General features: G+C 49.3%; 13 protein-coding genes. 3 read left to right on the top strand and 10 right to left on the bottom strand.

Annotation, left to right across the window (positions count from 1 at the left end; translation table 11 throughout):
- The first annotated feature begins 165 nt into the window (after positions 1-165).
- Together acnA and sleB are read left to right on the top strand one after the other, a co-directional pair.
- Positions 166-2,883: an aconitate hydratase AcnA gene (gene acnA, locus A8709_RS07455; protein ID WP_065851584.1), complete on the top strand. Its 2,718-nt coding sequence runs from the start codon at positions 166-168 to the stop codon at positions 2,881-2,883.
- Between the two features lie 355 nt (positions 2,884-3,238).
- On the top strand, positions 3,239-3,907 hold the full coding sequence (gene sleB, locus A8709_RS07450) for a spore cortex-lytic enzyme (protein WP_065851582.1): 669 nt from the start codon (positions 3,239-3,241) through the stop codon (positions 3,905-3,907).
- A 141-nt stretch (positions 3,908-4,048) separates the two neighbouring features.
- On the opposite strand, the gene A8709_RS07445 is transcribed toward sleB, so the two are convergent.
- Both A8709_RS07445 and A8709_RS07440 read right to left on the bottom strand, forming a co-directional pair.
- Entirely contained in the window at positions 4,049-4,948 is a 900-nt protein-coding gene (locus A8709_RS07445) for a cation diffusion facilitator family transporter (protein WP_065851580.1), read from the bottom strand.
- Positions 4,949-5,479: 531 nt separating this feature from the next.
- Positions 5,480-6,223: an IclR family transcriptional regulator gene (locus tag A8709_RS07440; protein WP_065851578.1), complete on the bottom strand. Its 744-nt coding sequence runs from the start codon at positions 6,221-6,223 to the stop codon at positions 5,480-5,482.
- A gap of 303 nt (positions 6,224-6,526) precedes the next feature.
- Between A8709_RS07440 and A8709_RS07435 the strand changes: the two genes are divergently transcribed.
- Positions 6,527-7,555: an alpha/beta hydrolase gene (locus A8709_RS07435; RefSeq protein ID WP_065851576.1), complete on the top strand. Its 1,029-nt coding sequence runs from the start codon at positions 6,527-6,529 to the stop codon at positions 7,553-7,555.
- A 784-nt stretch (positions 7,556-8,339) separates the two neighbouring features.
- Here A8709_RS07435 and A8709_RS07430 read toward each other — a convergent pair.
- The 8 genes from A8709_RS07430 to A8709_RS07395 form a co-directional block, all read right to left on the bottom strand.
- On the bottom strand, positions 8,340-9,659 hold the full coding sequence (locus A8709_RS07430) for a deoxyguanosinetriphosphate triphosphohydrolase family protein (protein WP_065851574.1): 1,320 nt from the start codon (positions 9,657-9,659) through the stop codon (positions 8,340-8,342).
- 300 nt (positions 9,660-9,959) lie between these two features.
- Positions 9,960-10,550, bottom strand: a complete 591-nt coding sequence (gene folE / locus A8709_RS07425; protein ID WP_065851573.1) for a GTP cyclohydrolase I FolE — start codon at positions 10,548-10,550, stop codon at positions 9,960-9,962.
- A gap of 25 nt (positions 10,551-10,575) precedes the next feature.
- Positions 10,576-10,797: a YneF family protein gene (locus A8709_RS07420; RefSeq protein ID WP_028555371.1), complete on the bottom strand. Its 222-nt coding sequence runs from the start codon at positions 10,795-10,797 to the stop codon at positions 10,576-10,578.
- Between the two features lie 108 nt (positions 10,798-10,905).
- The gene (locus A8709_RS07415; RefSeq protein WP_065851571.1) at positions 10,906-11,937 is read right to left on the bottom strand and encodes an HD-GYP domain-containing protein; all 1,032 of its coding nucleotides are present in this window, start codon (positions 11,935-11,937) and stop codon (positions 10,906-10,908) included.
- Between the two features lie 32 nt (positions 11,938-11,969).
- Positions 11,970-12,509 carry a methylated-DNA--[protein]-cysteine S-methyltransferase gene (locus A8709_RS07410; RefSeq protein ID WP_065851569.1) on the bottom strand — a complete coding sequence of 180 codons (540 nt, stop codon included), beginning with the start codon at positions 12,507-12,509 and terminating at the stop codon, positions 11,970-11,972.
- A 2-nt stretch (positions 12,510-12,511) separates the two neighbouring features.
- Positions 12,512-13,705, bottom strand: coding sequence for a tRNA epoxyqueuosine(34) reductase QueG (queG, locus tag A8709_RS07405; protein ID WP_065851568.1), 1,194 nt, complete (start codon positions 13,703-13,705; stop codon positions 12,512-12,514).
- A gap of 63 nt (positions 13,706-13,768) precedes the next feature.
- A complete protein-coding gene (gene lepB, locus A8709_RS07400) occupies positions 13,769-14,371 on the bottom strand; it encodes a signal peptidase I (RefSeq protein ID WP_065851566.1) in 603 nt (200 codons plus the stop codon).
- Positions 14,372-14,926, bottom strand: coding sequence for a DUF402 domain-containing protein (locus tag A8709_RS07395; RefSeq protein ID WP_065851565.1), 555 nt, complete (start codon positions 14,924-14,926; stop codon positions 14,372-14,374).
- Positions 14,927-14,993 lie beyond the last annotated feature (67 nt).

Here is a 14,993-nt window from a genome sequence, read left to right as displayed (position 1 = left end):
TGAATTGTTTCAATATATGACATTTTGATGGTAAAAATGATTGAAATTAATCTTTACTCATACACAATGAAACGCTATACTTGAGGTAGAGGGAATTATGAAATCGAGTTTCACTAGATGAAATCCGATGGATGATTGATATTATTATTTGAGGAGGAACTACCCATGTCCAATAAGGACTCTTTTTCTGTGCGTAAGCAGTTAACTGTCGGCACGAAATCGTTCCAGTATTACAGCCTTCCTGACTTTGAAAGCCAAGGTCACGGCACAATCAGTAACCTTCCTGTTTCCATCCGTGTTTTGCTTGAAGCTGCTATCCGTCAATTCGACGGTCGCGCGATTACAAGTGAGCACGTTAAACAAATCGCTGGTTGGGCTCAAGGCCGCGATGAGAACAAAGAAATTCCTTTCATCCCAGCTCGTATCGTTCTTCAAGATTTCACAGGCGTTCCAGTCGTCGTTGACCTTGCGGCAATGCGCGCGACTATGGCTCGTGAAGGCGGAGATCCTAAACGTATCAACCCGCTTGTTCCTGTAGACCTTGTTATTGACCACTCTGTCATGGTTGATGCTTTCGGATCCCCGGATGCACTCGAAATGAACATTGACTTAGAATTCGAAAGAAACGAAGAGCGTTACCGTTTCTTGCGTTGGGCACAAACTGCATTTGATAACTTCCGTGCTGTGCCACCTTCAACAGGTATCGTTCACCAAGTTAACTTGGAGTACTTGGCATCTGTTGCAGCAACGAAAACAATCGACGGCGAAACTGTCGTGTACCCAGATTCCCTTGTAGGTACAGACTCCCATACAACAATGATCAACGGTCTTGGTGTTGTAGGTTGGGGCGTTGGCGGTATCGAAGCGGAAGCTGGTATGCTTGGTCAACCTCTATACTTCGTCGCTCCAGACGTTGTTGGTTTTAAATTGACTGGTCAATTGGCAGAAGGCGCTACAGCGACTGACTTGGCATTGACTGTTACTCAAATTTTGCGTAAAAAAGGCGTTGTTGGTAAATTCGTTGAGTACTTCGGTCCTGGTCTAAGCAACATCTCCTTGGCTGACCGTGCAACTGTTGCCAATATGGCTCCTGAGTATGGCGCAACAATCGGTTTCTTCCCTGTTGATAACGAAACATTGAACTACTTGCGTGCTACTGGCCGTGAAGAAGAGCAAATTGCGCTTGTAGAAGCTTACTACAAAGCACAAAACATGTTCCGCACTGACAGCACACCAGATCCAGTGTTCACAGAAGTTCTTGAGCTTGATCTTAGCACGGTAGTTCCAAGCTTAGCTGGTCCTAAACGTCCGCAAGATCGCGTTGAGCTTACGAACATGAAAGAATCTTTCAACGCTATCATCCGTACGCCGATAGAAAAAGGCGGATACGGCTTGTCAGAAGAGAAAGTAGCTGAAGTTGTTGATGTTGTGTATCCAAATGAAACAGTTAAAATGGGTACTGGCGCAGTCGTCATCGCGGCGATTACTTCCTGTACAAACACATCCAACCCAAGCGTTATGATCGGTGCTGGACTTGTAGCGAAAAAAGCGGTAGCGCTTGGTTTGAAAAAACCAGCTTACGTGAAAAGCTCCTTGACGCCAGGTTCCCTTGTTGTTACTGACTACCTGATCAAAGCAGGCCTTCTTGAGTCCCTTGAAGCTCTTGGCTTCCACGTTGCAGGTTACGGCTGTGCAACTTGTATCGGTAACTCCGGTCCGCTTCCAGACGAAGTAAGCAAAGCAATTATCGACAACGATATGACGGTTGCAGCTGTAATCTCTGGTAACCGTAACTTCGAAGGCCGTGTGCATGCACAAGTAAAAGCTAACTACCTTGGATCACCTCCATTAGTTGTTGCTTACGCTCTTGCTGGTACGGTGAACATCGATCTTGCGAAAGATCCAATCGGTTACGACCAAAACGACAAACCAGTGTACTTGAAAGATATCTGGCCTACAAACCAAGAAATTCAAGATGCACTTACTATTGCAATGAGCCCTGACATGTTCCGCGACAAATACAGCAATGTATTCCGTGCGAACGAGCGTTTCAACGCAATCCAAATTCCAGAAGGCGATCTGTACGAGTTCGACACGAACTCCACATACATCCAAGAGCCTCCGTTCTTCACAGACCTAGGCACAGTTCTTGATGATATCGCAGATATCCGAAGCGCGAAAACTCTAGCACTTATGGGCGATTCCGTAACAACGGATCACATCTCCCCTGCTGGTAACATCAAAGTTGACAGCCCTGGAGGCCAATACTTGATTAACCATGGTGTAAAAAGAGAAGACTTCAACTCCTACGGTTCCCGTCGTGGTAACCACGAAGTAATGATGCGCGGTACGTTCGCGAACATTCGTATTCGTAACCAAGTGGCTCCAGGAACGGAAGGCGGCGTAACAACTTACTTGCCAACTGGCGAAGTGGAGTCCATCTATGATGCTTCCATGAAGTATCAAGCTGAAGGTCAAAACCTAGTCGTTATCGCTGGTAAAGAGTACGGAACTGGATCTTCCCGTGACTGGGCAGCAAAAGGTACATTCTTGCTAGGCGTTAAAGCTGTAATCGCAGAAAGCTTCGAGCGTATTCACCGTAGTAACCTTGTTGGAATGGGTGTTCTTCCACTTCAATTCGTTAACGGCGAAAGCTGGAAAACGCTAGGTATTACAGGTCGCGAAACGTTCGACATCACTGGCTTGAGCAACGATGTTCAACCAGGTTCAACGGTTAAAGTAACAGCAACTCGCGAAGATGGCACAAGCTTCGAATTCACAGCTCTTGTGCGTTTGGATAGCTTGGTTGACGTAGACTACTACCGTAACGGTGGTATCCTGCAAACCGTTCTTCGTTCGATTCTTGCTGAGAATAAAAACTAAGACACACAGGTTTTAGCAATTAGCAAAACACACACACCTAAGAAATGCACACCAGAATAACCCAAATTAAACGCCGACGCCGTCCTTCAAGGATGGGAGCGTTTATGGAGAAATATAGCCAAATTATTATATGAAACATGTATATGCTCACATTTCAAAAAAGCTCGGGATTGCCTTTATGGCGGTCTCGGGCTTTTTCCATATTTAAGGGAAATAGTGACGAAAAATCGGTCATTTTGATCAAAAATGAACACCGCTCTAGCCTTACGGCCCCAAGGGATTGACTTACATTACCAAAAACTGCGGGTTGAGACCGCCTATATCGGTGCCTATACTGAGAGGAGCGAAAGGGGAGATGAAGATGAAGTTGATTAAAAAACTAGTCGTAGTCGCACTTGTAGCTTCCTTTGGTTTAGGAATGAATGCAGGAACGTGGAGCCCGAAGGTTTCCGCAGCAGGAGCTACGACATTAACACAAGGCACACAAAATGGTGATGTATGGGATGCTCAATTCCGACTTCAAACTTTAGGCTTATATGAGCCTTCCATAGATGGCAAATACGGTCCGATTACAGCCGCGGCCGTTCGTAATTTCCAAACGAACTATGGACTTAGCGTTGATGGCATCGTTGGTGCGAGAACATGGGAAATGCTTCGTAAGTACACAGTAAACCAAGCTGAACTGGATATGCTGGCTAAAGTCATTTACAGTGAAGCCCGCGGTGAATCGTATGAAGGTCAAGTCGCCGTAGGTGCAGTTGTTATGAACCGACTGCAGTCCAGTCAGTTCGCTAATACGATTCAAGGCATTGTGTTCGAGCCTGGTGCTTTCACAGCTGTAAGTGACGGTCAGTACTGGCTAACGCCAGATAGCACGGCTTACAAAGCAGCTTTGGATGCGGTACGCGGTTGGGATCCAACCGGCGGGGCGTTGTACTATTTTAACCCAAAAACAGCGACAAGCGCTTGGATCTGGTCACGTCAACAGACGGTACAGATTGGAAATCATATTTTTGCGAAGTAAGTATGTGAAAAAGCTAATATGAGTGTGATGTATAAAGGAAACACCTCTGCATATGAAGTCGCTGATGAAGCGGCCTTGTGTGGAGGTGTTTCCTTTTTTTTAACCTATCCAAAGAAACACAAAAAAAACTGGCGCACTCCATCATGCGTCAGCTTGTTCTTCCTTATACCATGGGTTAAGATGCACCAGCACCTCATCCACATCGCTATGGGCTTCTTTTATTTTACGCTTAATTCTGCGGCTGATATCGTGACCTTCCTGAATCGTCAAGGTGCCCGAAACGCCCAGCCGCGCATCCACTAATATGTAATGACCATGCTCCCTCGCCCGCAGGCGGTCGATTCGCTTAACCTCTGGTACAGAACGGATCAACGTCGCATATTGCTCGATATAGGTGGCACTTACACTCCGCTCCATCAAAATATCGAAGGATTCGCTGCCCATCTCATATGCCAGCTTTAAAACGAGAAAAGAGACAATGATCCCCGCTACCGGATCTCCATACGCTAGGTAGCTAATATTGAAGTGATCTCCAATCAACCCCAATCCGATCCCCACGGAAGCCGCTATCGAGGCGTATACGTCCGCTAAATGGTCGTAAGCTGTGGCAATGAGCCCTTTGCTGTTGAGGCTTTTTCCGATGCGCATTGTGTAGACATAGAGGATCTGCTTCCAGATGAGTGATACAACTGCTGCGCATAAAGCGATGATATGTGCCTCTCCAGCTGGCTCAAATAGGGCATGGACCGAGTGATAGCCCATATAGATCGCGGCCCCGCCTAATATAATGGCTACGATAAAAGCGCCGAGTACCTCCGCTTTGCCATGTCCGTAAGGATGATCGACATCCGCTGGCTTCGATGACACGCGCATAGCGCTAAAGGCTGTCGCTGATGCGATGACATCACCCGCGTTATGAATGCCATCGGCAATAAGCACTTGGCTTTGGAACATGAAGCCGATGATGATTTTGATTGCGGTCAGCACGATGTTACTGGCCAGACTAATCCAGATCGCCAGCATCGAGGCTGTCTTCTTCATGGTTGGAACACTCCCCTTCCCAGTTCTAGTATGGCTTTTTGGCGGGAAAGCATCCGTTGGAGGGACGAGGGTTGTGAGCTGATTTGTGAATGAGAGTTAGTGTGAGGAGAGAATGTTGGTTGGGGGGGAAGAGATGGAGGCGATGGTTAAATGCAAGTATGGAGATGGAGATAGGTATGGAAATAGGTATGGAAATAGGTACGGTGATAGGTACGGTGATAGGTACGGTGATAGGTACGGTGATAGGTACGGTGATACGTGCGAAGGGTACTTAGAAAAAGCCACCTCGATGCGGAGATTTACTCCGACAGCGGGGTAGCTGGGTGGTTAGCACATGATAAGCCATCGTAGCTTGCTTACCGCAAGACCCGAATAGCCATTTCTCGGGATTAGACCACGGCGAGGGCTTATTACGCCCGCGCCTGCCATCCGGCGGACTTGCGGGCGATAGGCTTATCGCCGCCACGGAAGCCATGGCATGCTCCGTGCATGCCACCCCCAGCCCACGCATGGCTGATTGACGAACGCTGCCTACCGCAGCATCGTCCCCATGCGGCGCGCCGCCTCCATAATCGTCGGCGCCTGCTCTTGCATCAGCTCCAGCGTGAGCCTGTTCGCTGGGCCAGAGACCGCAAGCGCGGCGACGAGACGTCCGCCGCGGTCTAGAACCGGCGCGGACACAGCCGCCGCGCCCGGCTCGCGCTCTTCGACGCTCGTGGCAAAGCCTGCGCGTCTGGTGTCGCTGAGCTGCTGCAGGTACGTCTGCGTGTCTAGCCCGGTCGGCCAATCGGCCGAGGCTAGCAGCTGCTCCAGTAGCCCTTGCTCAGCGAAGGCGACGAGCACCTTGCTCGAGGCGCCGACGTAGAGCGGCATACGCGCCCCCACAGGGGCTACACGGCGGATGGCATGGTTGCTCTGCACCGCTTGGATGCGGACACGCACCAAGCCGTCCTGGACGTACAGCGAGATCGTTTCGCCGAGCTGATCGCGCAGTCTTTCCATTTCGGGCAGCAGAATGATGCCAGGGTCGCCTTCTTTGGACAAGTTAGCGGAAAGCTCCCAGAGCCGGTAACCTAATCTGTATTTGTCCGTCGCTTCATCACGCATGATGAAGCCCTTGCCTTCTAGGGAAGCTAGAAGGCGATGCACAGTGCTTTTGTGAAGCTGAACACGGCTAGCAATTTCGGTTAACGTCAGTTCCGACGCCCCCGTAAAACAAAGCAAAATATCTAAAGCGCGCTCAACAGCACGCACGGTAAGCTTGCCATCTTCCATGGATGAACACCACCTTCATGAAACGAAAAAAGTTTCACTATATGAAACCTTGTTATGTTCAGTATAACGAAACTCGCCCGCCTCGTAAAGGTCAATCACCTCTTTTTCCCATTATTACAGGACCGTTACAATAGGCTTACAAATGGCGCATCCACATTGACTTGAAAGCGCATTCAGACTACTATTAAAGTATAGCATTACTTATCAGAATATTTAAACAATTTACTCTCCCTTCACTTGTTAACACCTCTAACTAGCGGCATTTCACACATACACACATCTTCATGGAGGGAGGCTACATCGATGTCTACAACTACACTCAATCCTGTTACTGGATCGCTCCAACCGACACTGGATCAGGTCATTACACAACCCTTTTTACGCAGGAAAAAATTCATCACGACAATCCTTCTCGCCCTTTTAATTATCAGCACCATGGCCGTACTCGTCTTCCATGCCTACATTGCTTGGACATTGGCTCGACCGCATATAGACCCGCTTCACTCGAATCCGTTGAAAGCTGTTCATCTGCCTTACACGAACGTATCTTTCCCGAGTCAAAATGGCAAATCCACCTTAGAAGGTTGGTTCATCCCAGCCGCGGCGTCAGCTAAAACGGTTATTTTCTCCCACGGCTATGGTGGAAATCGCGAAGAAGAATGGGTTCCTTTGTACACTCTCGCCCGTGAACTTCATAAACAGCAATATAATGTGCTTATGTTTGACTATGGCTATGTGAATCCAACTAGTAATCGCTTGATGACTGGTGGTATCCAAGAGTCCAAAGAGCTGCTCGGCGCTATCGATTACATCAAACAAACAACTGGTGGTTCGATCTACATCTGGGGCTTTTCCATGGGAGCAGGCACTGCACTTCAGACGGCGCTCCAGCAAAACGGCGATATTTCTGGGATGATCCTGGACAGCACATTCCTGCTGAATTCGGACACCCTTTATCAAAATATAAATCAATCCGTGCATGTACCTAAGTATCCTTCTCTGCCGCTTGTCCGTATGTTCTTCCCTTTGCTGAACGGGATCAGCTTACATCAGGTTCCTTTCACGAAAGTAACCACGACCTCGTACACGATGCCGATTTTCATGATTCATGGCACCAGTGACAACAAAGCGCCTTACGCTCTAGTCGAGTCGATGTTCAAGCAACAGCATAACACCGCTTCTAAGCTTTGGATTCTCCCTAACGCGCAGCATGAGCTTCTTTACCGTGCTGAGCCTAAAACGTATGTGAGCCGCACGATGGACTTCCTTAACGGAATCCAGCCGACTCTCACAGCCGTGCAAGTTGACGCTGGTATTCCCTCCTCCCTATAAAATCGACCTCCTGTGAGGTCGGTATTTTTTTGCCCTTTTTCAGAATAATTAACCGTATGTCAATTAATTCATTACGTTTCGCTGGATGTGCTAAAAAGGGGCAAGCATACGCTCCCCCCAACTCAGTCAACTAACTTCGTGCTAGTCGTTTCACCCACACTGCCTCAACGCTTGCACTGTGCTAACTCACATGCTGTTCGATGCAGCTACAGCGGCAACCAACTATACCTAATCCATTAGCTAGTCTGACATCCCAATCTCAATGAACTAACTGGATAACATACAGCTAATTTTCTCATCTTCCACTCTACAAAGCGTTTAACTGGAAAATGTACAGCTAATCCGACACTATTCGTCCACTTTGCTCAAAATCACCGAATTTAACTGTAGGAAATCCATCTATCGATCTCAAAAGGCGGGAAACGGCAGAATTAACTACCTAAAATCCAGTTATTCTTCGAATAATGGCGGGGGCGGGGCGAGAATGAACTGTAGGCTGCAAGTAGTGCTACTGTAGCAGCTACAGCAGTGATGCAACACTAAAGTGTGCAGCGCACGGCCGTTTGGGGTTCGCAGTAGATGCTCCACTAGCTAATAGGGGCTGCAGAAGGAGCCCTTTCAGGAACTCATTCTGCAGCCCCCAATCGGCCGCTCAATTAATCACTTAATCCATCACTTAATCCATCACTCAATCCATCACTCATTCACTCAATCCCTCAAACCATCCATCCATCAAACACCCATTCACGCAACCAATCACTCACTCCATCACTCCATCAATCCATCAATCCATCTCATAAATCGAGCCGGATTTACTCGCAAACAGCTCCGCATACACCTTCTCCGCATACGCGTCGGTCATGCCTGAGATATAGTCCGCCACGAAGCGCGGCCAGCTCCAATTGCTGTTGCGCCGCTCGTAGCTATCGATCCAGTCGGGCGGAATGATCCATTGCCCCTTCTCTTGATCGATGAAGCTGTCCCAGAGTCGCTCCACGATGATCTCGCTGCGCTTCTGCAAACGCAGGACGCGGAAATCCTTGATCAGCGTGACCCACGCCAGCTTCTTAAGAATTTCCATCGTCCGCAGCAGGTCCATATCCTCGGCGCCGTCTCTGACGAGCGCGACTTTCTTCCAGCCGCGCTCCGTATCATCGATGATGTCGAGTCTCGAAGCAAAAGAGCTGACCCAGCGCGCCTTCATCTCTCGGCGTGTGCGCGATTCCTCTCGGTTGCATTCGGCAAAAATAATTTCCCATTGCGCTAAATAGTCATGCAGCACGCGGCTTACCATCTGCTCAATATCCACTTGCTCCCAGCCGAACTTGTGCTGATTCGGGTCATTCAGGATTTCCATCACGAGATGCCGTCTTAACCGTTGATCTTCGAAGAACGTGGCGTTCATCTGGATTTTACCCGCGCGAATCCCATCTTCAATATCATGCGTGGAATACGCGATATCATCGCATAAATCCATCAATTGCGCTTCTAATGTGGAGCAGCCCGCAGGCATTTTCCAAGTATCACGCAGCTCGCGAATAACGTCCCACTCGGCGCCATATACACCTTTGAGGCGTCCCTCTTCCTCGATGAGAAAAGGATACTTATTGATGCCGAGCAGCACTGCTGCCGTCAGGTCTAGACCGCTCTCGCTGCCTGCTCGCTTTTCCAAAAACATTAAGATGCGGAAATTTTGCGCGTTGCCCTCGTATTTCAAGCCGTGATCCCTCATCAGGATATGATTCAGCACCTCTTCGCCCTTATGACCAAAAGGCGGATGCCCGAAGTCATGCGCAATCGATGCGCACTCGACCACGGTAGGATCGATGATCAGGCCTGGATGCTCCCTTTTGCTCAGAAAAGGATTCGTCCGCTCTAACCGCTTTGCCACTTCCCGTGCAATCTGAGCGACCTCTAAGGAGTGCGTCAGACGCGTGCGATAGTAATCCCCCGAACCCGCACCGAACACCTGAGACTTCCCCTGCAGACGCCGGAAGGTCGGCGATTGAATCAACCTTGCATAATCCCGCTCAAATTCATCCCGCTCTTCACTCCATTTTGAGGAAGCTGCCTCACCAGGCCGATATTTCCGTATGTCGTTCATATGCTTGCCTCCTCTAGCGCTGTAAAGGCGCCGATCTTTCACCAGTATCCTGCTGCTGAAGCCATCTATTCATTATTTTCAGTTTATGCGAGAGCATGTACGATAGTCACTCTTCGAACATCTACTTCGCTCTTCACTCCTATGGCAAGGTACCCGACTCCACCGATCACCGACTCTGTCGTCCTTATTAATTTACAAGAATACTATATTCCTCAGTCGCCAACAAGCCTAACTTACAGCATACGCAAAAAAAGGGAATGCTGCACAAGACCATTGTCTCCATGCACATTCCCTGTTTGATTAGGATTTGATTAAAGATAGGAATTCCGAACGCAATGTTGCATCCTTGCGGAACGAGCCGCGTACTGCGGATGTAACTGTTTGGCTGCCGTATTTCTTCACGCCTCTCGCGCACATACACATATGCTCGCCCTCAACGACGACCATGACGCCATGCGGCTTGAGCACCTCATCCAGGATATCCGCGATCTCAGAGGTGATTCGTTCTTGCACCTGCAGCTTGCGAGTAATGACATCGACTAGACGAGCAAATTTGCTGAGCCCCGCTACTTTACCGCTTGGCAGGTAACCCACATGGACTTTGCCATAGAAAGGCGCCATATGGTGCTCACACTGGCTGTAATACACGATATCTTTGATGATCACTAGCTCTTCGTGCTGTTCATCGAAGGTTACGCCGATCACATCACGAGGATCCGCTGCATAACCCGAGAAAATTTCTTCATACATACGCGTAACACGAGCTGGTGTATCCAATAGACCTTCGCGATCTACATCCTCACCAATTAAGCGTAAAATCTCCCGCACATGGCCTTCGATCTTCTCACGATTCTCTGCGACCAATGCATTTTTATAGTCGATGGATGCCATCTTCTCTACCACTCCACCCTATTTCTTATTTCCTCTTTTGGTTGAAATTTTGGTTTTTCATCATTTGCTGTGCTTTATTCAGCTGCTGCTTATTCATGTTGTAACCCATTTGCTTCGCCATTTTGGCTAACATTTCAGGATTGTTCTGCATAGATTCCAATTGTCTCTTCAAATAAAATACCCCAATAAAGAAACCGCCAACCAAGCCAACAATCAATGTGAGAATGGGAATCAAATAACTCCACATAACCTGTGCCCCCTGCTTGTACATAATTAGAATAGAATACTTGTTCTATCATATCATTACTGTTCCACGCTTTACAAATCGAAATAATACCCTAGACATGCTTAGCTTCTAAAGCACTTGTTCTATAAATAGAGTCGTTTCTTTGGCCAAATCGAGCTCTTTGATCTCAAGCACCTTGTCTGTAGCATCCTGTTTCACAATCCGAATGATCGGACGCGTCGGCAGTCCTCTATGTTGACCCACGACAACACCCGTCTCGCGATTCGTTAACCGCACGGAAGTACCTGTCGGGTAGATAGAAACGATTTTAAGGAATTGGATCAACACATCGCGATCCAGCTTCGTTTCCGCTAGCGCCAGCATATATTCACAAGCTTCATGAGGCAGCTTACGCTTGCCGGCGGACATATCGAAGAGCAAATTATCGTACATATTCGCGACGGCCGTTATTTTGGCATAGAGATGAATGTCTTCATTCATGAGCCCTCTAGGAACACCATCCCCCGTCAACGTCTCGTGGTGCTGGAACGCCACATGCGCAATCAACAGAGAGAACTCGCGCTTGCTCTTCAATAGCTCAAAGCCTCTCCATGTATGATGCCTCCGCGGATCGTCTGACTCATCGTCGGTTAACAGCTCCACTTTGCCTATATCGTGCAGGAGTGCCCCCATGGCCAGGTCTTTCAGCTGCGTCGCATTCATCCCCATATTCATCCCGATGAGCACAGCCATCATGCATACGTTCATCGCGTGGATGTACATTTGGTTGTCTTGCGTTCGAATATCATTCAGTTGAATAAGGACATCGCGATTCTTCATGATCTCATCGAGCAGCGTATTAATCGACATACTGACGGAACGCGTATTAAATTCTTTGCCCGACTGGATTGCCGCAAACGTTTGCCCCATTTGAGTCATGACAAGCCGCTTCGTTTCATCTGAAAGGATTTCCGGGATTTCGACATCCTCTAGATTCGGGTCTTTGATATAAATCATCGTAACCCCAATGCGATTCAGCGTATTAATCATAAATACCGTTAATTGCACATTATCCGCGAGCAGAATCGCGCCATTACTTGAATAAATCGTACGTCCCAGATATTGTCCTGGCTCTACAGAATCCAAGTGCACGTATTTCATAGGATTCACTCCACGTATTATAGTTGTTGAACTTATGCGTTTGCTTTGTTTTGCTCTAAATCCAATAAGTGAACTTTCGTCGGCAAGCCTCCACCGTAACCAACGAGATCACCGCTTGCGCCAATGATGCGATGACACGGGATGATGACAGGAATCGGGTTCTGATTGTTCGCTCCCCCAACAGCTCTCACGGCCTTCGGCGAGCCAATCGCCTCTGCAATATGTTTGTACGATGCGGTCTCTCCATAAGGAATCGTCTGCAGCGCTTGCCAGACACGTTTCTGAAAGTCCGTCCCTTGCAGATCCATGACGCCTTCAAAGCTCTTTCTTTCACCTGTAAAATATTGCGTTAACTGCTGCGCGATAGACGTCAATTGCTCATCCGTGTTCTCGCTAAGCTCGTACTCTCCGTACCAGCGACGAGCCCACTGCTCGCGCCGCTCGCGGTTCTCTTCGAACGTGCCAAACTCCACCTTGCACAGCCCTTGTGGAGATGCCACAAGAACTAGCGGACCGATGGGTGTATGGATCTCTGTATAAGAAAGCAGGACTGGCTCCTGAAGCTGTTTCATCTTTATTCCTCCTGTACGGCTGCTGTGCTCTTCTGCGCAGCCAGCGCCTTGTCGATATCCGTCTGCACCTGAGGCTCTTGCTCAGCTGCAGCAGCTCGTTCCAGCGCCGACACGGCCTCCTCGCCGCCGATGCGGCCAAGGGCCCATGCTGCGGTAGCCCGGATCTCCGGGCGGGGATCGCTCCGCAGCAGGTCCACCAGGACCGGCACCGCCGATCGGTCCTTGAAATTGCCGAGCGCGATGATCGCGTTGCGCTGGATCGGCTTTTTGCCGCGCCAGGAGGCCGCGATGCGTCCGTACTGCTCTTTGAAATCCTTGTTCGACATTGTGAGCAAGGGAATCAGTAACGGCTTGACCTTCTCGGGGTCAGGCGTGAACTCGGGATGATGCGTCCAGTTCATCCCCTTGTTCTTCGGGCAGACGATCTGGCAGGTATCACAGCCATAGAGTCGGTTGCCGATTTTGCGTTTGTACTCGTCATCCACATACCCTTTGGTCTGTGTGATAAACGAGATGCAGCGACTTGAATTGAGCTGCCCTGGGCCGACTAGCGCCCCTGTCGGACAAGCATCGATGCATATCGTGCAGTCTCCGCATTGATCCATAATCGATATATCGGATTCGAATGGAATGTTCGTGATGATTTCGCCCAAATATACCCACGACCCCCACTCGGGGGTGATCACGGCGCAGTTTTTGCCGCTCCAGCCGATGCCGGCACGCTCGGCGACAGCACGGTCGACTAGGACACCGGTGTCGACCATGCTCTGCAGTCTCGCCTCCGGCACGCGCTCGGCGATGAAGGCCTCCAGCTTCGCGAGTCGGTCGCGAAGCACGTCGTGATAGTCGCTCCCCCACGAGGAGCGCGAGATGATGCCCCGATACGCTCCCGGCTCGGATCGGGGCGGGTCCGCCAGCTTCGACGGGTACGCGACCGCGATCGAAATGATCGACCGCGGTGATTCGAAGCTCAGCTCGGGGTATACCCGCTTATCGATATCCGGCTCCTCGAAGCCGGATTCGAAGCCCTTCTCCCTGTGGCGGAGAAGGATATCCCTAAGTTCATGGAACGGCTCCGCGGAAGTAAAGCCGATCTTATCAATGCCGAGAGAGGGCGCGGCTTCCACGATCTCTTGTTTCAGCTTGCGCCAATCCAATCTTGTCCCATCTAGGCTGAATTCGCCTGAAACCGTCAACCCTCTCACCTCCCTGAATGGCTATCTGATTACTGTGTTATTTACATCTCTTTATTGGTTTCTTTATAGCTTCGTAGCCATGTCGAACGGCCAAAGTACAAATTCTGCCCGTCCTTGCACAAGACTAGTCGGAATCACTCCGAACAGTCTGCTGTCTGCACTTGCCGCCAGATGGCGATTATCGCCCATCACGAAGATTTCTCCCTGACCGACCTCTGTCGGTCCGAAGTCGCCATCCTCGATAGGCGTATCTGTGTACGACTCATCGACCTTGTCGCCATTCACAAAGAGCGCCCCTGAGCGCCCTTGTACTTCATCGCCCGCGATGGCGACGACCCTTTTGACCAGGAAAGGGTGCTGCTGGGGTAGCACGAGCTTCTCAGGCTCCTTCAGTATGACAATATCCCCACGTTTAGGCGCTTTCAGATAGGTGATGGCTTTGTTCACGAACAGCCAATTCCCTTCGGCTAACGTCGGGTCCATCGAGTGCCCGCGAACTGTGGAAAGATTAAAGCCGAATTGATGAACAACAATAACAACAAGAAGAGCTACGAGAATGGATTTGGTCCAATCCCACAGCTCATGCGTGAAGCTTTTGGCTTCATGATTATGTCTCGGCGCAGCCATAACTTCATTCGAATCTTCGCGTCCTGCGAAAAAGCCCATTCAAACGCCCCCGTTCTTATGCTTTTCCCACTCTTCGTAATAGTAAATCACCGTTTCATCCTGGAAGGGAGGCTTGTCTCCATTAACTAGCGCAAGCAGCGCAGCTAGGCCATCTTTCACCTTCGACTCGACGAGAGTAGAATAGTGATAGTGAAGCTTATGGCGCTCGTATTCCTCTTGATCCACGATATGTACAGTTCGATCCGGCATCCGAATCACATCCAGATCGTAATCAATATAGGTTAACACACGCCCGTTCACATAAAGTGGTGAGGCCACATTGCAATAATAGCGCACACCTGCTTCTTCCATTAGAGCAACGATATTAAACCACATTTTCGGAATGAAAAAAGAAACACCTGGAATGCGGCTCACCCATTCTTTGCCGTCTGCTTCTTGAATCTTGGTCTGGCTGTTAATGAACACCATCATGCCCATCTTCTGATGCTCTTCATGGAGAATATGCTGGGGTACTCGCCAGTTGGTCAACCACATCCGATGCAGATGCCCGTCATGTTTGAAGCTTTTTATCACATACGGCGTGAATTTATCCATGTTCAAAGCTCCCTTGTTAATTGCTGCCGAAAACGTCACCTTATGTTAAACCTAAAACAAAACAACA

It is taken from the genome of Paenibacillus pectinilyticus (assembly GCF_001700435.1).
Classification (GTDB): Bacteria; Bacillota; Bacilli; order Paenibacillales; family NBRC-103111; genus Paenibacillus_E; species Paenibacillus_E pectinilyticus.
This window is presented reverse-complemented; position numbering and strand designations above follow the sequence as displayed.